The sequence below is a fragment of the Polaromonas sp. CG_9.7 genome (assembly GCF_015752205.1).
In the GTDB taxonomy this organism is placed as follows: domain Bacteria; phylum Pseudomonadota; class Gammaproteobacteria; order Burkholderiales; family Burkholderiaceae_C; genus Polaromonas.
The window spans coordinates 32,439-53,714 of sequence record NZ_JADOVG010000021.1; the positions used below are offsets into that span (position 1 = coordinate 32,439).

The 21,276-nt window shown below is 60.7% G+C and carries 19 protein-coding genes and 1 pseudogene; 15 read left to right on the forward strand and 5 right to left on the reverse strand.

Annotation, left to right across the window (positions count from 1 at the left end):
- Positions 1-45: 45 nt before the first annotated feature.
- Entirely contained in the window at positions 46-1,233 is a 1,188-nt protein-coding gene (locus tag IWX87_RS16930; RefSeq protein WP_231376563.1) for an IS701 family transposase, read from the forward strand.
- A gap of 358 nt (positions 1,234-1,591) precedes the next feature.
- On the opposite strand, the gene IWX87_RS16935 is transcribed toward IWX87_RS16930, so the two are convergent.
- The 5 genes from IWX87_RS16935 to IWX87_RS16955 all read right to left on the reverse strand — a co-directional run bounded on the left by IWX87_RS16935 (position 1,592) and on the right by IWX87_RS16955 (position 6,786).
- Positions 1,592-2,413 (reverse strand): amidohydrolase, encoded by an 822-nt coding sequence (locus IWX87_RS16935; RefSeq protein ID WP_196864715.1) that lies wholly within the window; start codon positions 2,411-2,413, stop codon positions 1,592-1,594.
- A 22-nt stretch (positions 2,414-2,435) separates the two neighbouring features.
- Positions 2,436-3,452, reverse strand: a complete 1,017-nt coding sequence (locus IWX87_RS16940) for a D-isomer specific 2-hydroxyacid dehydrogenase family protein (protein ID WP_196864692.1) — start codon at positions 3,450-3,452, stop codon at positions 2,436-2,438.
- Positions 3,449-4,537, reverse strand: coding sequence for a LacI family DNA-binding transcriptional regulator (locus IWX87_RS16945; RefSeq protein WP_196864693.1), 1,089 nt, complete (start codon positions 4,535-4,537; stop codon positions 3,449-3,451). Before IWX87_RS16945 ends, IWX87_RS16940 begins: the two co-directional genes overlap by 4 nt.
- Before the next feature lie 102 nt (positions 4,538-4,639).
- Positions 4,640-5,620, reverse strand: coding sequence for a TRAP transporter substrate-binding protein (locus tag IWX87_RS16950; protein WP_196864694.1), 981 nt, complete (start codon positions 5,618-5,620; stop codon positions 4,640-4,642).
- 479 nt (positions 5,621-6,099) lie between these two features.
- Positions 6,100-6,786 carry a GntR family transcriptional regulator gene (locus IWX87_RS16955; RefSeq protein WP_196864695.1) on the reverse strand — a complete coding sequence of 229 codons (687 nt, stop codon included), beginning with the start codon at positions 6,784-6,786 and terminating at the stop codon, positions 6,100-6,102.
- A gap of 75 nt (positions 6,787-6,861) precedes the next feature.
- Here IWX87_RS16955 and IWX87_RS16960 point away from each other — a divergent pair, with 75 nt between their 5' ends.
- From IWX87_RS16960 to IWX87_RS17025, 14 genes and pseudogenes are all read left to right on the forward strand, one after another.
- Positions 6,862-7,119: a hypothetical protein gene (locus tag IWX87_RS16960; protein WP_196864696.1), complete on the forward strand. Its 258-nt coding sequence runs from the start codon at positions 6,862-6,864 to the stop codon at positions 7,117-7,119.
- The gene (locus tag IWX87_RS16965) at positions 7,112-8,449 is read left to right on the forward strand and encodes an amidase (protein WP_196864697.1); all 1,338 of its coding nucleotides are present in this window, start codon (positions 7,112-7,114) and stop codon (positions 8,447-8,449) included. The genes IWX87_RS16960 and IWX87_RS16965 overlap by 8 nt, the downstream gene beginning before the upstream one ends.
- 8 nt (positions 8,450-8,457) lie before the next feature.
- The gene (locus IWX87_RS16970) at positions 8,458-9,654 is read left to right on the forward strand and encodes a CaiB/BaiF CoA-transferase family protein (protein WP_196864698.1); all 1,197 of its coding nucleotides are present in this window, start codon (positions 8,458-8,460) and stop codon (positions 9,652-9,654) included.
- 2 nt (positions 9,655-9,656) lie between these two features.
- Entirely contained in the window at positions 9,657-10,433 is a 777-nt protein-coding gene (locus IWX87_RS16975) for an enoyl-CoA hydratase (protein ID WP_196864699.1), read from the forward strand.
- Between the two features lie 79 nt (positions 10,434-10,512).
- The gene (locus IWX87_RS16980) at positions 10,513-11,511 is read left to right on the forward strand and encodes an ABC transporter substrate-binding protein (protein WP_196864700.1); all 999 of its coding nucleotides are present in this window, start codon (positions 10,513-10,515) and stop codon (positions 11,509-11,511) included.
- Positions 11,508-12,299: an ABC transporter permease gene (locus tag IWX87_RS16985; RefSeq protein ID WP_196864701.1), complete on the forward strand. Its 792-nt coding sequence runs from the start codon at positions 11,508-11,510 to the stop codon at positions 12,297-12,299. Before IWX87_RS16980 ends, IWX87_RS16985 begins: the two co-directional genes overlap by 4 nt.
- A gap of 6 nt (positions 12,300-12,305) precedes the next feature.
- On the forward strand, positions 12,306-13,055 hold the full coding sequence (locus tag IWX87_RS16990; protein ID WP_196864702.1) for an ABC transporter ATP-binding protein: 750 nt from the start codon (positions 12,306-12,308) through the stop codon (positions 13,053-13,055).
- 27 nt (positions 13,056-13,082) lie between these two features.
- On the forward strand, positions 13,083-13,970 hold the full coding sequence (locus IWX87_RS16995) for a polysaccharide deacetylase family protein (RefSeq protein WP_196864703.1): 888 nt from the start codon (positions 13,083-13,085) through the stop codon (positions 13,968-13,970).
- Between the two features lie 16 nt (positions 13,971-13,986).
- Positions 13,987-14,766: an SDR family oxidoreductase gene (locus tag IWX87_RS17000; RefSeq protein WP_196864704.1), complete on the forward strand. Its 780-nt coding sequence runs from the start codon at positions 13,987-13,989 to the stop codon at positions 14,764-14,766.
- Positions 14,767-14,799: 33 nt separating this feature from the next.
- Positions 14,800-15,969, forward strand: coding sequence for an acyl-CoA dehydrogenase family protein (locus IWX87_RS17005; protein WP_196864716.1), 1,170 nt, complete (start codon positions 14,800-14,802; stop codon positions 15,967-15,969).
- Position 15,970: 1 nt separating this feature from the next.
- Entirely contained in the window at positions 15,971-16,852 is an 882-nt protein-coding gene (locus IWX87_RS17010) for a MaoC family dehydratase N-terminal domain-containing protein (RefSeq protein ID WP_231374873.1), read from the forward strand.
- Between the two features lie 217 nt (positions 16,853-17,069).
- A pseudogene (locus IWX87_RS17015) lies at positions 17,070-18,376 on the forward strand (IS4 family transposase).
- 214 nt (positions 18,377-18,590) lie between these two features.
- Entirely contained in the window at positions 18,591-19,526 is a 936-nt protein-coding gene (locus tag IWX87_RS17020) for a helix-turn-helix domain-containing protein (protein ID WP_196864705.1), read from the forward strand.
- A gap of 286 nt (positions 19,527-19,812) precedes the next feature.
- Positions 19,813-21,213, forward strand: coding sequence for an amidase (locus IWX87_RS17025; RefSeq protein ID WP_196864706.1), 1,401 nt, complete (start codon positions 19,813-19,815; stop codon positions 21,211-21,213).
- The last annotated feature ends 63 nt before the right edge of the window (positions 21,214-21,276 follow it).

A 21,276-nucleotide genomic window follows, 5' to 3' on the forward strand; every position in this document is an offset into this window, starting at 1 on the left:
GGGTCGTACCGGCCGGCACAGACCGCGCTGGTCGGTGCAGAGCCGATGGTTCAGGCGCAGGCCGCCGAGGTGCAGCGGCTGCAGTTTTTCCTTTCCGAGGCCGCCTGGGACGCCGAAGCGATCAATGCCCAGCGCCTGGCACTGCTGGTAGATGAGCCGGCCACGGCCCCGGCGGCGCACGGAGTCCTGATCATCGATGACACGGGCGATCGCAAGGACGGCAGCGCCACCGACCATGTGGCGCGCCAGTACCTCGGCTCGGTGGGAAAAATCGACAACGGCATCGTGGCGGTGACCACGCTGTGGGCTGATGAGGCGCGCTACTATCCGCTGCATGTAGCGCCGTACACGCCGGCCGTGCGACTGGCGCACGGCAAGCACGATGCGGCGTTTCATACCAAGCCGCAAATTGCACTGGAGCTGGTCGAGCGCGCGCAAGCAGCGGGCATCGCGTTCAGCTCTATCGTGGCAGACTGCTTTTATGGCGACGACAGGGCTTTGGAGAAGGCACTGCTCGATCGCCGTTTGCCGCATGTTCTGGCGCGCCGCGGCGCCTTTGGGCGCGGCTGGGCACCGGCCGAGGCGGACCATTCGTTTGCCGATGCGGCCGAGGCGCTGCCGCTGAGTGCCTGGCGTGAAGTGACTCGCCGCTTCCGGGACGGTCACACCGAGCACTGGTGGGCCGCCGAGCTGACCCTGTTCGGCTATGGGCCGGACCAGCCGGTGCGCGCTGTGTGCGCCACGACCAATCGGCGTGCGTTGCCGGCCCTGTCGACCTGGTACCTCACTACCAACTTATCACGCGAGCAGGCCCCGCTGGGCGAAGTCGTGCGGCTGTACGGTCTGCGCAATTGGGCCCGGCAAAGCTACAAGCAGATGAAAGATGAGCTCGGCTGGGCCGACTTCATGGTTCGAAGCGACCGGGCCATTCGTCGCCACTGGACGCTGGTGTGCTGCGCATTTGCCTTTTGCTGGTGGCACGCTGCCTGTCAAGCCTGCGCGGACGACTCGTCCACGCAACTCACTGGTATCGCCGAAGCGCCGTCCGAGGCGGGGGAAAAAAACCGGCCCCGTCAAGGCGCTGCCGTGCTGGCCGCGCCTGCTGCGCGCGGTGCGCGCCTGGCTGACCCCGGCGTACTGGCTGGCACGCTGCTGGGCCGCCTTTGCCAGCGCGCCCCCGCCGGCCGAGCTCGCCGAACTGCTCGGCGCCCTGAACGCCGGCCACGGGATTAACCTCTATCTCCAGCTTTAACAAACTACCGCTAAAGTAGCTGATTAACCCGAGCCTTCACGGCCGACTAAAACTGGCTGCCTGTCCTAGCCCGCCTCGCCGACGGGTGTTATGTTTAGATTTTGAGCGTTATCTTAGGGGGGTGCTGGAGTTGGGTCTCGTTGGCTGGCCTAAAGAAGCACCTCCACGCCGTAGGAATTTAGCATCCCCTGCGCGTGCGGGTGCGTGAACTTCAAGGCGTTGTTCAACAAATTCATCAGGGCCGCCAGCATCAGGTTGTGGTTGCCTCCAGCTCGGCCCCGTCTTTGGCGTCGGCGATGAATTCCACCAACTAGAGCAACTGCAGACGCAATTGTGGGCTCACAAAGCCTCGAATCCATAAAGTTCGGCCGGGTTGTCTACCAGCAGGCGTTGACGCATGGGTGCATCGCCTGCCAGCCGCAGCGTCCAGTCCAGCAGGGCCGAATTGCTTGGCACGGGCATTACATTGAGGTGCGGCCAGTTGCTGGCCCACAAGCAGCGCTCGGGATGGGAAGCCGCTAGCGCCTGAACCAGCGGTGCGATATCGGTATAACCAGGCGGTCCGCTGCCCGAGCTTTCATACGGTGCCGACAGCTTGATCCAGGCCTTGCCGTGGTCTAGTATGCGACGCAGTGACGCGAAAGCAGAATTTTGTGTGTCCACAGGACCGAGAAATTTTCCGATGTGGTCGATGGCAAGCCGGCACGGCAGGCGCAATAGCATGGGCTCGTGTTGCGGCAACTCGTGCCCATTGAGCTGCAGGTTGATGTGCCAGCCCCGAGCAGCCAGGCGTACGGCCATCGGCTCAAGATGGCTCCACGGTAGCAAGCCGCCGGGCAACATCATGAAGCGTACGCCACGGATGCCGCTTTGGTGCAACTGGTCCAGTTCTTCATCGCTGACCGACAGCGGCACGGTGGCCACGCCGCGCGCGTCCATACCCCCTTGAGCGAGTTCGGCAACGGCGGCCTGTGTGCAGGCGTTGTCAAAACCATAGCCTGTGGGCTGCACGACCACGGCGCGCTGCAAGCCCAGTGCGCGCTGGACCTCGCGGTAGCGGGTGGCTGGGGCAAGGGGCGGCGTGAAGGTCGCCATCGGTGCCAGTGCATAACCCCTTTCAAAGACATGAAGGTGGCAGTCGCAGGCGCCTTGTGGCAGCATGGCGGTCATGGGCGTGTTATTTTTAGACGGGTTTGGGTGCGGCCAAGGCGTGGCTCCAGCATTTCAGCCGGAGGGCGTGTTCTGGGTTCACCGCGCCGGCCGGCAGTTGTCCCTGCAACAGCATGCGTAATTGAGTAACGGTTTCCATCGCTTGGTGCTCGATGGCTGGCAGCGTCAGGCCACCAATGTGTGGCGTCGCGATTACGCTGGGGTGGCGGGCCAGCTGTGGTGTCGGCATCTGATCGGGTGCCAGACCTACGTCGAGCGCGCAGCCGGCCAGCTTGCCGCTGTCCAGAGCTGCCAGCAACGACGCCTCGTTGACCAATTCGCCGCGCGATGCGTTGATGAAAAAAGCCCCTGGTTTCATGGCCGCAAAAGCGGCTGCGCCGAAAAGGTCCACAGTTTCAGCATTAGCCGGCGCCAGGCAGGTCACAAAGTCGGCGCCCGCCAGCAATGCGGGCATCGCGACTTGCTGCACGGCATCGCACTGCTCGATAAGCTGCGGCGTGGTGACGAGCACCTTCATGCCGAAAGCCAGCGCCAAATCACACAAATAACGTCCGATGCCGCCAAAGCCAACGATGCCCAGGGTGGCCCCCCGCAGTTCGCGACCCATGAAGGGCGTCAGCGGTCCGCCGCGCTGCCAAGCTAGGGCATGGCGGGTCGTACCTCGGCCCAGATCGATCATCATGCCAATGATCAATTCGGCCACGGCTGCGTTGAAACCTGGGCTGGCCCGCGTCACCAGCACGCCGTGGGCGCTGGCCGCAGCGACGTCGACGTTGCGGATGTCCATGGCGCAGCGCAGGAAAACCGCCAGTTGTGGCAGGCCCTGAAACAGCGCCTCGGGGCCGGGCGTCTGGCGGTACGCGATCAGCGCCTCGCAGTCTTGCGCGGCCTCGATCAGTTCGCCTGTGGAAAGCTCGCGCGCCTGCGGGTTGAATCGAATATCGGCCGTGGCACGCAAGGCTGCCGTCGCGCGGTCGCCGAAATACATCGCGAGCTGATCAATCGGGTGGCTGACAAATATGGTGGTCATACGGAGGGTTTCGCAGTATGGAGTTTGTGGGCCTGGTGCTTACGGTCAGCTGTGGGCGGCGACGCAACGGATCCGCGTTCAATCAGCCCGGCAGGCGCAAAGACCAGCTCGCAAGTGCCGCTCCCTGTCCAAGGTGTCATGACTTGCTCCACCATGGCGTGCGCCATTTCGCGAATCGGCAATTGCACTGTGGTGAGCGTCGGGTTGGACACTGCCGACAAAAACAGGCCGTCAATCCCGATCACAGAGACATCGTGCGGCACGCGCAGCCCGGTTTCGCGCAGTCCCGCCATCAGCCCGATCGCCAGCAGGTCGTTGAGCGCCACAATGCCAGTCGGCCGCTCGGTGTCGCTGCCCAGGCGCAGCCCGGTGGTTCGGCCGACCTCCGCGATGACCGAGTCGCCGTACTCGTTCAAGGCCCCGCCGTCGAGTACACGGGCGTCCTTGTGCAAACCGGCCGCCTCGGCCGCAGCGTGAAAGCCGGCGATCTTGTCGCTGCGGCTCAGCGTCAGGCCGCTGACGGTGGCAAAAGCGAGTCGGCGGTGGCCCTGGTCAATCAGGTGCTGCGTTGCCAGGCGCGCGGCTTCAAAATTGTCAGGCGTCACATGGCCCACGCTGGCCGGCCGCCCGGCAACGGCACGGCGGTCGTAGCTGACGATGGACATGCCGCGCGCTGCAGCCGATTCGAAATGCTGCTCATCGGCCAGCGACGAGATCACAATGACGCGGCGCACGCCATGGTCCAACAGGTCTTCAAAAAACGCCGCTTCCTTGGCTTGGTCGCGGTAGGTGCTGCCAATCAGGAGCCGGTAGCCGAAGCGTTCCTGCGCCGCCGCCTCGACCTCGCGCGCGATCGAGCCATACATCGGGTTGGCCAATGACGGCACCAGCAGGCCCAGCAAGGGCGTCTGCCCTGTCTTGAGCTGGCGGGCCAGCTTGTTGGGGCGAAATCCCAGCAGGCCGATGGCTGCCTCGACACGCGCCAGGGTGTCCGGCCGCATGCGGTTGCCGCGCCCGTTCAGCACGTTGGATACGGTGCTGACCGACACGTCGGCCTGCCGTGCAACGTCTTGAATGGTAGTCATGTTGATCTTTTTCTTGGCGCCCGCACTGTCGCTGCCGCGAACGAAATGATAGCCGTGGCTAGGGCGTTCATCGGGCCGCAGCCAGGCGGGTCTGCCAGGGCTTCACTTGACTTCAGCGATGCGTTTCATCAAGTCGGCAAACTGCACGCCGTATTTGGCGCGCACCGGCGCCGTCGCTTCGTAAAACGGCTTGTTGTCGATGTCGATGAACTCGACCCCTGCAGCCTTGAGCTTGGCGACGTACTCGGTCACGCTTTTATTCCACAGTTCGCGCTGCTCGAGCTGCGCTTCGCGGCCAAACTTCTTCACCAGCGCTTGGTCGGGTGCGCTGAGCTTGTCCCATGTGACCTTGGACATGACGAAAATTTCCGGGATGATTAGGTGACGCGTCTGCGTGTAGTACTTCATGCCGGCGGTGTACTGATTGGAGGTGAAAAACGTGGGCGGATTGTTCTCAGCACCGTCGATCACGCCCGTCTGCAGCGCGCTGAATACCTCGCCGTGGCCCATGCTGATGCCATTGCCGCCCATCGCGTTCATTGTGTCCACAAACAGTGGGTTGCCCATCACGCGGATCTTCTGGCCCTTCAGGTCTTCGGGCTTGCGCACCGCCTTGCGTGAATACAGGTTGCGCGTGCCGCTGTCCATGAATCCCAGGGCGATTAGCCGCGCCGAACTGCTGCTGATCTTGTCCAGCAATTCCTGCCCGATCGGGCCGTCAATGATCTGGCGCAAGTGCGCTTCGTCGCGAAACATGAAAGGCATGTTGAAGATGTTGACCTCGGGCACAACCGGACCGAGCACGCCCAGCGAAATGCGCGCGATCTGTATGGCGCCGATCTGGGTTTGCTCGACCACTTCCTTTTCGCTGCCCAACACGCCGCCGGGAAACATCTGCATTTTGATACGGCCACTGGTGGCAGCTTCAAGCTTCTTACCAAGGTTTTCAACGGCCACCACATTGGGATAGCCGGTAGGGTGCACATCGGCCGCCTTCAGGACAATGTTTTGGGCCGACACGCACAGCGGTGCAATCAGTGTCAGCGCAGCGAGCGAATGGCGAAGGATCTTGAACGGGGGCATGGACTTCTCCGTAATGAAAATAGCGGCTTTCATGACAGGGTCACTTCAGCCAAGGGGGAAATAGAGACCGAAACACTGGACTTGAGAAGTCTGTGTATCGATTTACTAAGTTATTTAGTGTATCGATACACTCAATCTAATCCATAAGTAAAATCCCTGTGTCCGGGGTTTTTTACCGACTTACAGAGAGCCAGCAACTGGGGAGTTTGCGCAAATAAGGAGTCGTCGTAACAACAGTTTGGAGTAAAAACTGCCCGATTGCGTCCGTATCCCGGCCGACCCTCCTGATGAGTACATGACGGGCAAAACGACTGCCATCGCCTCCACCCCCTCCACGGTCAATCTCTTGTCCAGTTTGACGTTTGCTTTTCAGCATGGGGTCTCTTCAGGAAAATAAAGCACTACAAGGGCGTTTCCCGAAGTCAAACAACACTTTCCCCTCGCAACTTGTTGCACCCCGCCGCCAACTGATTTTCTCCTCAGTCTGCGAGCACTTCCCGAGGAAGATTGACGATAAAGTCCGTCAGGCCCATGGCATCGCTGGCCGGACGCATGTGGGAAACCATGGCGCTGGAAGCAGCCTCGGCATCGCGCCGTACGAAGGCATCGACGATCTTGCAGTGCTGCTCGAACGATGCCTTAATGCGTCCCAGCGCGCCAAAGGCATGGCGGCGGTAGTAGCCGGTGCGGGTGCGCATTCGCAGTACCTCCTGACGCAGATACGGGTTGCGCGCTGCGCGGTAGATCAGTTCATGAAACCGCAGGTTGGCCTCCTGCCAACCTGCAATGTCCTCGGCTTCCATCACTGCACGACTTTTTTCATGTGCCTGCACGATGGCGGTCAGCTCTTTGGGGGTCATGCGCTGGCAGGCCAGCCGTACCGTTACACCTTCAAGCTCGGCCAGCAGTTCCCAGAGCGACAGCAACTGTTGCAGGTCCATCTTGGCCACGATCATGCCGCCACGCGGCAGGCTGGTAATCATGCCTTGAGCCTGCAACTGGATTAGCGCCTCGCGGATCGGCGTGCGCGACACCTGATATTGGGCAGCCAGCTCGGCGTCGTCGATTGGGTCGCCCGGCAGCAAGGAACCCTGCTTGATGGCGTCCTCGATTTTCATGCGAATCTTGTCGCTGGCCTTGACGAAAGCGTGCTTAGGATTCCTCATGCCTACAAGTTTCCCACATTGCAGTGCATCTTTAATTAAAGTATATTTATATCTATGTACTTTATTTTTATATAAATGGCTGTCGAACTCGGCATCAGGTTGGCGAACGGCACGTCCGCTGCAAGGAGCGCTTCGGCTTCGTTGTATGCACACGTTGCCGAGGCCCTGCTGGCAAGCAAGAACGAGGCCGCCGAGCCGGAAATCCTCCGACTATCGAAAGTTCTAGCCCGCCTGCAGGCCACTGCCGAATTAGCCCTAGCGCAATCGCTTGACGCGACTGGCAAGACGTCTGCCTCCTTCACTAATTTGCTGGACGCCCTGTCGCATGACTGAGTGCCCTAGCACCATCGCCGGTCTGCAGCAGGCCATTGCCCAGGGCCATGTAACGGCTAGCCAGGCCATCGAGCGCCAGCGTCTCGGCCTGCTACGCGCTGATCGCGATTTGCATGCGGTCATCGATGTGCTGCCTGCTGATTTGATGCCGCCAGCGGCCACTGGCTCGCTGGCCGGTGTCGGCCTGGCGCACAAGGACATCTTCGACCTGCCCGGCCGAGCGCCCGGTTTGGGTAGGGGCTATTTCAAAAACATGGATGCCGAAGCGACTGGCCGCCCCTCCGCTATCGTGCTTGAACGCCTGTCGCGCCACGGCGCTGCCCACCTGGCCACGCTGACCATGGCTGAATACGCCTGCGGGGCGACCGGCGACAACCCTCACCTGGCGCGCTGCATCAATCCGCTACATGCCGATGCAGTAGTTGGCGGCTCGTCGAGCGGCAGCGCGGTGGCCGTCGCCTGTGGCATGACCTACGGCTCACTCGGCACCGACACCGCCGGTTCAGTGCGCATGCCGGCAGCAACGTGCGGCGTGCTCGGCCTGAAAACCACCCACGGCCTGTTGCCGCTGGACGGCGTGTTTCCCCTCGCGCCCAGTCTCGACAGCGTTGGCGTGCTGGCCCGCACGGCCGATGATGTGCAGTTGATCCTGCAAGCCGCCTGCGACGGCATGGGGCTTCGCGCTGCAACCGGCGCAACACGCAGTCATGCCGCGATGGCGTGGATTCCGTACGCGCAAGTGGATCGCGCCATCTCCACCGCCATGCACGCGCTGGCTGCCGCGTTCGAGATGCCTGTGCAGAACACTCTGGACAGTCACCCCGTGCTGACGCAACTCGCCGAGATCGTGTTGCACGCCGAGGCCGCACAGACACACCAGGCCGCCCTGTTGGCACGCACGCTCTCGCCGTCGGTCGCGGCCGTCGCGCTGCCGGGCGCGGTGATGCCTGCCGACTGGCTCGCTGCCGCGCTGGCCGACCGGGCACGGCGGCTGCATGACTTCGTTCAAGCCCATTTCCAGGACCATGACATCCTCGTGGTGCCCGCGCTACCCGCTCCCATTCCGGACTGGCAGGCGGTCACCCCGGGGCAGGCAACGTTCGACGTGCGCCGACTGCTGGCGCTGCACCGGTTCATGGGCTTCATCAATTACCTCGGCTTGCCCGCGCTGGCTGTGCCCATTGCGCTCGATGCGCGCAGCCTGCCCATCAGCGTGCAACTGGTCGGCCGGCCCTTTCACGAACTCACGCTGCTGCGCTTCGCCGCGCGGATTGAAACACAGCATTTCCGCATGCAAGGCGCCTTGCCTGCTTTTTCTCCAGAGGATTGATCCAAAACATGGCAAAAATTCAGGCTTCCACCGCCCTGGCCAGGTTCCGCGTGCTCGACCTGTCGCGCGTGCGCGCCGGCCCCAATTGCGTGCGCATGCTGACGGACTTCGGCGCCGACGTGATCCGCATCGAGCCGCCGCGCGGCATTGACCCCAACGAGGCAATGTTCGCCGCCAACCGGGAAGGCGGCGACTTCCAGAACATCAACCGCAACAAGCGCTCGATGACATTGAACCTGAAGCGCCCCGGCGCCTTGTCCATCTTGATGCGCCTGGTCAAGGAGGCTGACGTGGTGGTCGAGAACTGGCGGCCCGACGTCAAGAAGAAGTTGGGCGTTGACTACGAATCGCTGGCCGCCGTCAACCCGCGCATCATTCTGGCCAGCATCTCCGGCTTCGGCCAGGACGGTCCGCATGCTTCGCGTCCAGGCTTTGACCAAATTGTGCAGGGCATGGGCGGACTGATGTCAGTGACCGGCATTCCTGGCTCTGGACCGGTGCGCGCTGGCCTGGCCGTGGCCGATATGAGCGCCGGACTCTACGCTGCGTTAGGCATTTTGACCGCGCTGCTGGAGCGCGAAGTCTCGGGCAAGGGTCAATGGGTGCATACCTCACTGTTGCATGCGCAGATCGCGATGATGGACTTCCAGATGGCGCGCTACCTCAACGAACAGGATATTCCCATTCAGCAGGGCAACGACCACCCGACGAGCAGTCCAATGGGCCTGTTCGAAGCAAGCGACGGCGTTTTCAATCTGGGCGCCTCAGGCGAAGGCAACTGGGTGCGCCTGTGCAGCGTGCTCAGTAAACCTGAGTGGCTGCAGGACCCCGAGTTCACCACCGAAACGCTGCGCGTGAAAAACCGCGGACGTCTTAATGTGGAACTGGCCGAACTGTTCACCCATCGCAGCGTGGCGGAGTGGGTCACTGGTCTCACCGATGCGGGCGTGCCTGCAGGCCCGGTGTACACCGTGCCGCAGGTCTTCGAGGACGAGCAGGTGCAGCACTTGGGCGTGACGGCCTCGCTGATGACCGGCTTCGGCAAGGAGATGCAGTACATCACCCAACCGGTCACGCTGGCACGCACACCGTCCCGCGTCGTGGCACCCGCGCCGGGATGGGGCGAGCATACTGACGAGGTGCTCGCCGAGGCCGGCTATTCGGACGAGGAAATCCGGCAGTTCCATGCCGACACGGTGGTCTGACCATGACAAACGTCCTTTGTTCAATCGACGGCCACGTGGCCACCATTACCCTTCGCAATGAAGGCCGCTACAACGCAATGTCCATGGCAATGTGGCAGCAGTTGGGAACGACGCTGACCGCGCTCGAAGGCGATACGAATGTGCGCGCCGTGGTTCTGCGGGGCGACGGTGATAAGGCCTTCGTTTCGGGCGCCGATATCTCCGAGTTTGGCGAAAAGCGCAATGACCCGGCAAGTGTGGCTGCCTACGACGCAGCGGTGGCCAACGCACAGTCTTCGCTGGCAGGCTTTCGTTGCCCCATCATCGCAGCCATCAGCGGCATCTGCTATGGCGGTGGCCTGGGCCTGGTGCTGGCATGCGATATCCGATACGCCTCATCAACCGCAAAATTCCGCATGCCCGCCGCACGGCTGGGCCTGGGATATGCCTATAGCGGCATGAGGCGCATGGTTGCCGTTTTGGGTGTGGCCAGAGCCAGCGAGGTCTTTTACACCGCCAACGTCTACAGCGCAGACGACGCACTGCGCATCGGCTTGGTGGCAGGTGTGCATGACGATGTGTTCGAAGCGGCCTCAAAAACGGCTGCGATGATTGCTTCAAATGCCCCCCTGACCATCCGCTCAGCCAAGCAGGCTTTCAACGCCTTGCTGGCCGGCGGTGAACCCGCTGATGTGGCAGCCGTCGATGCCGCGGTCAAGGCCTGCTTCAAGAGCGAAGACTATGCCGAAGGCCGCGCTGCATTTGCCGAAAAACGCACGCCGCAATTCGTAGGCCGTTAGACCTCGCTACTTTTTAATGTGTCGCTTTTTTTCAATGTCACCGTCCTGCTAACTTTTTTACCAACCTGGAGTGTGGAAGATGAAACTCAGTACCGCCATCACCGCAGTGCTCACCGCCGTTTCGGCGCTTGCGGCCACCGCCGCCCATGCCGTTGGGCCGGCACCCGCTCCCCTGGCTCAGCGTGAAACGCTGACCATTGGTTTCGTGAAGGTTGGCCACCTAGCGCCGCTGCTCAACATTGAGGAGGAACTTAAGAAGTTCAACATCGACGTTAAGCGCGCTGAGTTCGTGCGCTACGCCGACGCGCGCACTGCATTGATGTCCAACTCCGTCGATGTCTCGGCCGTTGGCCCTGGCGATCTGGCCATCGCGGCGTCGCAGGGCAGCAAGAACCTCATCGGCTTGACCGGCGTGGCCGGCTCGGGCAAAAACCTAGTGGTGCGCAAGGGCGTGGTCATCAATGATTGGAAAGACCTGGCCGGCAAAAAGATCGGCATCGCGCCTGGCTCTGCCGTGTGGTTTCAGTGGGCCATGACAATGATCGAAAAGGGTGTGCCTTACAACACGTTCACGCCGGTCAATATTCAAGGCGGCGGCACCGCCTTTATCCAGGCGCTCAAGAAGGGCGACATCGACGCCATGGTTTTGTGGGAACCGTTCGAGTCACAGGCTGTAGCCGAAGGCGATGGCTATTTCGCCAAGGGTCTAGAGTACAGCAAGTCCAAAGCAGTTGGCGCCGAGCTCGGCATGCTGGCGGCCTCAGGCGAGGCCATGACGAACAAACAAGAAGCCATTCGTCGCTTCCTGTGGGTCTATCTCAACACAGAAGAGCAAATGGCCAAGAACAACAACATGTTCGCCGATGCCTATGCTAAATACTCCGGCCTGCCGCTGGCAGTGACGAAGGAGTCGTCGAAAATCATCAAACTCGGCGGCGTGCTCACGAAGGAACAGGTCAAGCTGCAGGCCGAAGCCGCCTTCAAGCAGGGCATTGTCCTAAAGGACGTCGGTGACGAAGCCGCCGCGCTGTATGACGATTCCATGGCTCAAAGCATCAAACGCGGAACTGTCCCATGAAACGCTTACAACAGATTCTCATCGGCCTGGCTGTACCTTTGCTTGTGCTATTGGTCTGGCAGATCGCCGGAAGTCGCGAAAGCATGGCTGGCATCGTGCCCACACCTCTGGCTGTGCTTGAAGGCTGGAAGGACTGGATTTTTGGCGAGCCAGGCTTGGGCCTTAATGCCTACAAGGGAACATGGCTGTCGAATGTGCACTACTCTGCGCTGCGCGTAGTACAGGGCTTCGTCTTGGCCGCGCTGCTGGGTATTCCACTGGGTTTGATGATTGGCTGGAGCCGGCTGGTTTCACAGCTGTTTGACCCGCTGGTGCAAAGCCTGCGGCCAATCCCCATCACCGCCTGGCTGCCGTTTTCCATCGCGCTCTTCGGAATTCGCGACATCGGCTCGATCTTTCTGATTTTCCTCGGTGGCTTCTACGCCATCGTGGTCAATGCCACGCAGGGCGCGCGTGATGTCGAACGTAACCTGGTGCGCGCCGCGCTGATGATGGGCACAACGCGCGCTCAGCTGCTGCGCCGAGTGGTACTGCCCTCGGCCATGCCGTCGATCTTCACCGGCCTGCGCATCGGCTTGGGTATCTCGTGGACGGCAGTGATCGTCTCCGAGATGGTGGCTGTGAAGTCGGGCCTGGGCTATGTCCTGTGGGACGCGTATTACGTCGGCCGCATGGACATCGTACTGGCCGACATGGTCTCCATCGGCGCTATGGGTTACCTCAGCGACCGCCTCATCGTGCTTGTCGAACGGCGCGTGCTGCGCTGGCGCATTCTCCAAAACCATTGAGTCCCAATGCCTGCCATCCACATCCAAGAACTTAGCAAGATTTACCCCGGCGAGCCACCCGTGCTGGCGCTGGACAAGGTCGACTTGACCATAGAACCCGGCGAATTCGTAGCACTGCTGGGGCCGTCGGGCTGTGGCAAATCCACGCTGCTGAACCTGGTCGCCGGTTTTGAAAAGACCAGCAGCGGCAGCCTGACCGTGCACGGCAAGCCCGTGGACAAACCTGGACCCGACCGCGGCGTCGTGTTTCAGGAAGCCGCACTGTTCCCCTGGCTTAGCGTATGGGAAAACGTGATCTTCGGCCCCAAGACGCAAGGCGTGCCAGCCAAGGATTACGAAGCCCGCGCCAACGAGATGCTGCGCATCGTCGGTCTGGCGGACTTCAAGCAGCACCTGCCGGTGCAACTGTCGGGCGGCATGCGCCAGCGTGTCGGTATCGCCCGAATCCTGACGATGGGCTCTCAGGTGCTGCTGATGGACGAGCCCTTTGGCGCGCTGGATGCTCAGACGCGGCTGAGCATGCAGGAGCTGCTGCTATCGGTGTGGCAGCAACTCAAGCCGACCATCGTCTTTGTCACGCACGACATCGACGAAGCGCTGTTCCTGGCCGACACGGTTTACGTGATGTCGGCCCGACCGGGCCGCATCCAGGCGCGCATCACCGTACCGCTGGCACGCCCACGCACCATCGAAGACACGACCGGCGAAACCTTCAACACCATGAAGCGAGAAATCCTTAAGCAGATTCGCCACTAAAACGGAGCAAGACAAAGGAGACAACCCATGGCCAACCCACGCATCCCCTACCGCTTTTCCAACGAAGGCCCCGCATTAGCGTCGCACGCCGGCGGCAACATCTTGGTCCACCTTGTCGTCAATGTCGAGCATTGGGAGTTCGACGCGCCCATGCCGCGTACCATCATCACACCGCCGCACGGTAAGGAAACCGTGCCCGACGTGCCCAACTTCAGCTGGGTTGACTACGGTATGCGCTGTGGCCTGCCGCGCATTATCGAAGCCATCACTTCGCGCGGCCTCACCGCGTCCACCAGCTTCAACGCCAGCGTGATCGGCGCCTATCCTCGCGCAGCCGAGGCCATGCACACGGCTGGCTGGGAATTCATCGGCCACGGCATCCACCAGAAGGCACTCAACCATGCCGGCGCAGAAGCAGAAGTGGTCACCACCAGTCTAGACATGATCGCCGCCTTCACTGGCACGCGCCCGCGTGGCTGGCTCGGCCCGGGCCTGCGCGAAAGCCACACGACGCCCGAGACGCTTAAGGCCGCCGGGGTCGACTACGTATTCGACTGGGTCGTCGACGACCTACCCAACTGGCTGTCGACCGCCAATGGACCGCTGCTCAGCCTGCCTTACAACCTGGAACTCAATGACTCCATCATTTATGCAATTGAGAAGCACTCGTCAGAAGAAATGTTCACGCGCGTGAAAAGTACCGCCGAACTCTTCGTGCGCGAGGCGCAGCGGCGCCCGCGCATCTTGACACTGGGCTTGCACCCGCACCTCATCGGCGTGCCGCACCGCTTCGGCTCGTTCGAACGCATGCTCGACCTGCTAATGGCCACGCCCGGCACCAGCTTTGTGCAGGGTCACGACATTGCCGACTGGTACACGGCTCAAGTTCCCGCTGCGCCAGACTGCGCAACCTGATCACGAAAGCTCACATATGGATCTCCAACTCCAAGACCGGCGTGTGCTGGTTACCGGCGGCTCACGCGGCATCGGCCTGGCCACTGCACTGTCGTTCGCCCGAGAAGGCGCGCGGCCCTTGCTGGTCTCGCGTTCCCCTGAAGCGCTGGAGGCGGCCGTCGCCACCATCCACAGTCAAACCGGCGTGCGTGCCTCGGTGCTGGCGCTGGACATGGGCCAGCCCGGCGCCGAGGCCAAGTTGCTGTCACAGGCCGGCGACATTGACATTTTGGTCAACAACGCAGGCGCCATTCCGGGCGGTGGGCTGACCGACATCGACGAGGCGCAGTGGCGCGAAGCCTGGGAGCTCAAACTTTTCGGCTATATCAATTTAGTGCGCGTCATGCTCCCGGTGATGGCGGCACGCCGCAGCGGTGTGATCGCCAACATCATCGGCATGGCAGGGGCCGCACCGCGCAGCGAATACATCGCCGGCTCGACGGCCAATGCCGCGCTGATGGCTTTCACCCACGCGCTGGGCGCGACCAGCCCGCGCAACGGCGTGCGCGTGTTCGGCATCAACCCTTCGCCCACCCGCAGCGACCGCATGGAAACCATGCTGCGTGCAAAGGCAGCTGCAACCCTGGGCGATGAAGCGCGCTGGATGGAACTGACCACTGCCCTGCCATTCGGCCGCCTGGCCGAGCCGCGCGAGATCGCTGACATCACTGCTTTCTGCTGCTCGCCGCTGGCGGGTTACCTCAGCGGCACAACGATCAATGTGGACGGCGGGCAGATGTACGCATCTCCTGCCTGAACCACAACCCAAAGACAACGAGTTTTTCAAATGATGTTCAAACAACGAAATCCCAAATACGAATTTGCCGACCTGCGCGACGGCGTGCGATCGGTGGTCACCCAGTTCGATGCGCGCTACTGGCAGGACGTGGACGATGCCCGAGCCTTCCCGGAAGCCTTTGTCAACGCCCTAACGGCAGCCGGCTGGCTGTCGGCGCTGATCCCCGAGGCATACGGTGGCTCCAGCCTGTCGCTGACCGAGGCCAGCGTGGTGATGGAAGAGATCAACCGCGCCGGCGGCAACTCCGGCGCCTGTCACGGCCAGATGTACGTGATGGGCTGCATCGTGCGCCACGGCTCCGATAAGCAGAAGCAGGATTTGCTCCCCCGGATAGCCAGCGGCGAGATCCGTCTGCAGTCGATGGCGGTGACCGAGCCCACCACCGGCAGCGACACGACCAAGCTCAAGACCACTGCCGTGCTGAAGGGCGACCGATACATCGTCAACGGCCAGAAGGTCTGGACCTCCCGGCTGCAGCATTCGGACTACATGCTGCTGCTGGCGCGCACCACGCCACTGGCCGAGGTGAAGAAAAAGTCCGAAGGCCTATCAGTTTTTCTGGTGGACCTACGCAGCGAAATCGGCAAAACTATCATCGTACGGCCGATACGCAATATGGTCAACCACGAAACCAACGAGATCTTCATCGACAAGCTGGAGATTCCGGTCGAGAACCGCATCGGCGAGGAAGGCAGGGGGTTGAAGTACATTCTTGATGGTCTCAATGCCGAGCGTGCACTGATCGCCGCCGAATGCGTGGGCGACGGCTACTGGTTTGTAGAAAAAGCCACGGCCTATGCCAACGACCGGGTGGTATTCGACCGGCCGATTGGCAAAAACCAGGGCATTCAGTTCCCCATCGCGCGCGCCTACGTCAACGTCGAGGCGGCCAGCCTGATGCGCTACGCTGCCTGCGAACTCTTCGACGCCGGCAAGGACTGCGGCGCCGAAGCCAATATGGCCAAGCTGCTGGCGGCAGACGCGTCGTGGGAGGCGGCCAACGCTTGCCTGCAGACGCACGGAGGCTTCGGCTTCGCGGCCGAATACGATATCGAGCGCAAGTTCCGCGAGACACGGCTCTACCAAGTTGCGCCGATCTCGACCAATCTGATCCTGTCGTATGTTGGCGAGCATGTGTTGGGCATGCCAAGATCGTACTGAGATGACGTTTACCACTGATTTCAGTGCCTGGGTCGGCCGATGCCAGACGGTGGTCGATACCATCAGCCCGGTGCAGGTACGCCAGATGGCGGTTACGCTGAACGACAATGCCATGCTATCGCAGCCGAACGCGGCCGCACTGCCAGCCGGCTGGCACTGGCTGTACTTCAACCCGCTTGAAATGCAGTCGCGCTTGGGCGTTGACGGCCACCCTGCCCGCGGCGACTTTCTGCCACCGGTGGCCCTCCCGCGCCGTATGTGGGCCGGCAGTCGGCTGCAGTGGTCGCGTGCATTCGCCGTGGGTAGCGTGGTCACCAAGACGTCCGAGATTTTGAAGGTAACGCAGAAGTCAGGTCGCAGTGGAGAGATGGTTTTCGTTACGGTCGCGCATAACTATGTCGACGGCCTTGGCCCGTTGCTGCGGGAAGAACACGACATTGTCTACCGCGGTTGGCCGTCAGCCGATGAGAAAATGGCTCTCGCTGCTCTGGGCGCACGAGCAAGAGCGGGTGGTCACGTCTTTGAGCGCACAAGTGCCAACCCAAAGGTTGTGAGCGCCGACGCGGTGACCCTTTTTCGCTATTCAGCGGCCAGCTTCAATGGACATCGCATTCATTACGACGTGGACTACTGCCGCGAGGTGGAAGGCTACCCGGGTCTGGTGGTGCACGGCCCGCTGATCGCCACGCTGCTGCTCGGCCACATCGAAACCAAGATTGCGCCGGGCCAATTCATCCGAGCCTTCGAATTCCGCGCCTTGCGGCCAACTTTCGACTTGGCCCGTTTCCATTTACATGCCGAGGGCAACAGCGAAAACTTCAACGTGTGGTCGACCAACAATATCGGCGAGGTCGGCATTGACGGCTGCGTTACATTGGGCTAACGCTGCAGTCCAAAGCATTGCACCAATCACAGTTTCAAATTCAAACGCAACACATGGATCATTGAGCAATAGCGAGCGAGGAGTGGCGATTGAGCAATAAATTGCGGTAGATTTTAGGTGGTCTGGCTCATTTCGTTATACAAAACTCCTGCAAAACCTCTCTCCGGATAAAAGTTGAAGGAAAACGATGAGTTGGCCAGGCACTGAATTCGAAACGATAGACCTAGGCGATGAGCGGCGCAACAAGCGGGCCATTTGTCTGATCGAGTACCTGAGCGCACAGCCCACAGCAAGGGTGCCGCAGGCCTACAGGGACTGGACCGACACCATGGCGGCGTACTGGTTCTTCGGCAACGAGGAAAGCGACTGGCGGGCGATTCCGGGCGCCCACACGGACTGCGCCAAGACGCGCATGGTCATCCACGAGGTGGTGCTGTGCATTCAGGATATGACCGAGTTGGACTTCAATGGCCAGGAGTCCAGCGGCTTGGGGTTGCTTAGCTACGAGCCGCAGCGCGGCATGTATGCGCACCAGACCTACGCCGTTTTAACATCGCGTGAACCACTGGGCGTCCTGGACGCGTATATGTGGGGGCGAGAACCCAAGGATAGGGACGGCAGCCGCCCCAACACCAAGGAGAGCGTGCGCTGGGTTGAAGGCTACGAACGGCTCGCCGAGATGGCCCCGCAGCTGCCGGGCACCTGAATGGTGTACGTGACTGACCGCGAGGCCGACACCATGGAGCTGATGCGGCGCGCCGATGCACTGACCACGCCCGTGGACTGGCTGCTGCGCTCCAAACACAACCGCACCCTGAGCGGGGGCGACAAGCTGTGGAGCCGGGTAATTGCGTCTGAGTCGTTGCGCGAAATACGCTTCGTGATGGCCTCGCGCATGCGCCAGCGCGCCCGTGAAGTGCTCCAACAGGTGTGGGCGCAAACGCTGGAACTGCCCGATGGTCGGTGCGGCTATGTGCAGGCCAGCTGCATTGTGGCTAAAGAAACGAAGCCTGCCTCAGGCGACAAGCCGGTGGAGTGGCGGCTGCTGACGAATCTTCCTGTGCAGAGCTTAAAGCAGGCCGCCCAGATGATTGACTGGTACCGCTCCTGCTGGGAAATCAAGATGTTCTTTCATGTGCTCAAGAACGGCTGCAGCATAGAGGCGTTGCCACTGGGCAGCATTAAGAGGATTGAGCGTGCGCTGGTGCTGTACATGGTGGTGGCCTGGCGTATCGCCCGGCTGATGCGCCTGGGGCGAAGTTGCCCAGACCTCGATGCCCAATTGATGTTGAGCCTGATGAGTGGAAGGCCGCCCTTATCCTGAACCAAAAGCGACATCCAGAACAGGCGCCCACGCTCAACGAGGTGGTGCGCCTGGTCGCCCGGCTCGGAAGCTTTCTTGCTCGTGCGGGTGATGGCGAGCCAGGTATAAAAACCATTTGGTTGGGCATGCAGCGCATCCTGGACTTTGCCGCTGGCGTCAGGTTCTACAAAAAACTTCAGGCGGCGGAGAGTTGTGTATGACGAAATGCCCTAACCCCCATCACAAACAAGCTCAATCCCTTTGCGCTTTGTCGCAAGCTACTTATCAACGCATCTCGCACCGCCTACGCCCAGCTTCAGCTTCAGCTTCAGCTTCAGCTTTTTCGGGCAGCTGCGTAACATCAGTTACACAGTAAAGCTAGAGAGTAAGGTGTAATTTTTTTACTGTATACGAGGCAATCTACGAACCTTTACCATGGAAATAAATTACTCAACCGCCACCGTTGCTGCAGGCCATCGCTTTGAATATTGGAGCAATGTCGTCTGCAGTCACTTCATTCCCGCGTCGAGCCGCGTGTCAAACCGGGAGAACTTCAGTGCGAGCTTCTCAGTGCGCGCACTTGGCAACCTAACGCTCGCCGAAATTTCATCTCCTCAGCACTACTGGGAGCGCACGCCGCAACATTTACGGACAGGCCCAAATGATGATTTCATGCTCAGTCTCATGGTGGCGGGTCGTGCCTTCTTGTCGCAATCGGGCCGCAACATGGTGCAGCAAGCAGGCGACATTGCACTGTATGATGCGGCGCGTCCATTTACGTATGACCTCGAACCGAAGTCAGTGCTGCTGCTGCGTATACCCAGAAAACAGCTGCTGTTTCGAGTGCCTGAAGCAGAAAAATATACCGCTATGCGACTTGACAAAAGTCATTCGATTTCGTTCTTGCTCGCCAGCACGATGCGTGAGGCGGCTGTCATCGACGTTACCGGACACCAAGGTGTACAGGTGCCGTTGGCAGCGTCGTTGATCGACTTGCTGGCCGTTGTGTTGCGGACGCAGGTGGCTGGTGGAACTTCCATGCTGTCGTCTCGCGAGAAGTTGTACAGGCTATCAAAGGACTTCATCAACGAATATCTCGACGACTGTGAACTCGATGTTCAACGCATCGCCGCCGCGCAGCATGTGTCGGCTCGAACTATCACGCGTGTATTCGCCGAGCACGGCACAACGCCTATGCACTGGATTTGGCAGCGGCGTCTCGAAGCCAGCCATAGCGCACTGGTTGAAGGTCGCGTGCAACAGGTCACGCAGGCAGCGTTTCAGAACGGTTTTAGCGATCTTTCGCATTTTTGCCGTGTTTTCAAAAAGGCGTATGGCATCACGCCACATACGCTGCTGCGGCATAACTGATTGTGCTCGCTAGTCGCGACAGGGCTGACTGGCGCCGCAGCTAAAGATGCCGGCAGCGCCCGGTGCGAGGCGCTGCTTCGCAGACCACTCATTTCAGCATACCTCCAAACTCCACGCGGGCACATCTACCCTGACGTAATGTCAGATTTACAGAAATTTCAAAGTTGGCGGTATCAACACACCTGATGGCGGAACGGGACAAGCTGTACGCACAGTTGGCGCGTAGAGTACATATGTTGACTACACCTTACCTGTCGTTATACCTTCCACTTTCACTACACACACCATGACACAAAAAGATCTGCATTACCTTGAATTGTTGGAGATTGGAAAACTCATCCAGTCAAAAGAACTGTCTTCCGTCGAGGCCACTCAAGCGCAGCTCGATCGCATCGGAAAACTCAATGGGGTGCTCAAAAGCTACGTCACCGTGATGGCTGACAGCGCACTGGTCGATGCCCAAAAGGCGGATGCCGAAATTGCTGCCGGGGAACTACGGGGCCTTCTGCATGGCGTGCCCATCGCGGTCAAGGACTTGTGCTGGACGAAAGGCGTCAAGACGGCCGCCGGCATGACCATCTATGAAGACTTCGTGCCCACGGTCGATGGCACGGTCGTCAAGAAACTCCGTGAGGCTGGTGCGATCATTCTTGGCAAGCTGCAGATGACAGAGAGCGCTTACGCAGACCACCATCCAACTATCTCACCACCGGTCAATCCATGGAATGCGGCGCACTGGACCGGTGTGTCTTCGAGCGGCTCGGGCGTCTCCACAGCTGCGGGTCTTTGCTATGGCTCCCTCGGAACCGACACGGGGGGATCAATCCGCTTTCCATCGGCAGCCAACGGGCTCACCGGACTAAAGCCTACGTGGGGCCGCGTCAGTCGCTACGGTGCATTTGAGTTGGCTGCCACACTTGACCACATCGGGCCGATGACGCGCAGCGCGGCCGACGCTGGAGCCATGCTCGGAGTAATTGCTGGTTCGGATATCAACGACCCGACGGCCAGCCTGCGTCCAGTGCCCAACTACGTGGCAGAAATGCCGCAGGGCATTAAGGGGTTGCGCGTGGGTATCGACTCCCGCTGGAGTAGCGACGGCGTCGATGAGCCGACCAAGCAGGTGCTGGCCGCAGCAATTGCGGCCGTGAAAACGCTTGGTGGTGAAATTCGTGAAGTTGTTGTTCCAGATCCGGCGCATGCCATAGAAGATTGGTTCCCGCTGTGCGGCATGGAGGCTGCAGTGGTGCACGAGAAGACCTATGCCGCACGCAAGTCTGAGTATGGCCCAGGCCTGGCCGGTCTTATCGAACTCGGCCTAGCGCAGAAGGGGACTGACTACCAGAAGATCATGCTGAGGAGACTCGACTTTACTGGCCGTGTGAAGGCGATGTTCGAAGATATCGACCTGCTACTGGTGCCTGCTACTGGTATTGCCTCACCGACCGTGGATCGCATGTCAAAGATGGGTACCGACGCTGAATTGATCTCCGCGGTGTTGCGCTATACGTGCCCATTCGACATGACAGGCAGCCCGACCATCACGCTGCCCGGTGGCTTTACCGAAGGCGGCATGCCGCTCGCATTTCAGTTCGTCTCGCGGCATTTCGAAGAAAGCTTGCTGCTGCGTGCAGGCTGGGCCTTCCAACAAATTACCGATTGGCATCGTCAGCATCCGAGCCTTTGATTTCATTGTTCCTTCTCGTCCCTTTCGTTCATTTCACATCGACCTCCCAAACTCCTGAAGTAC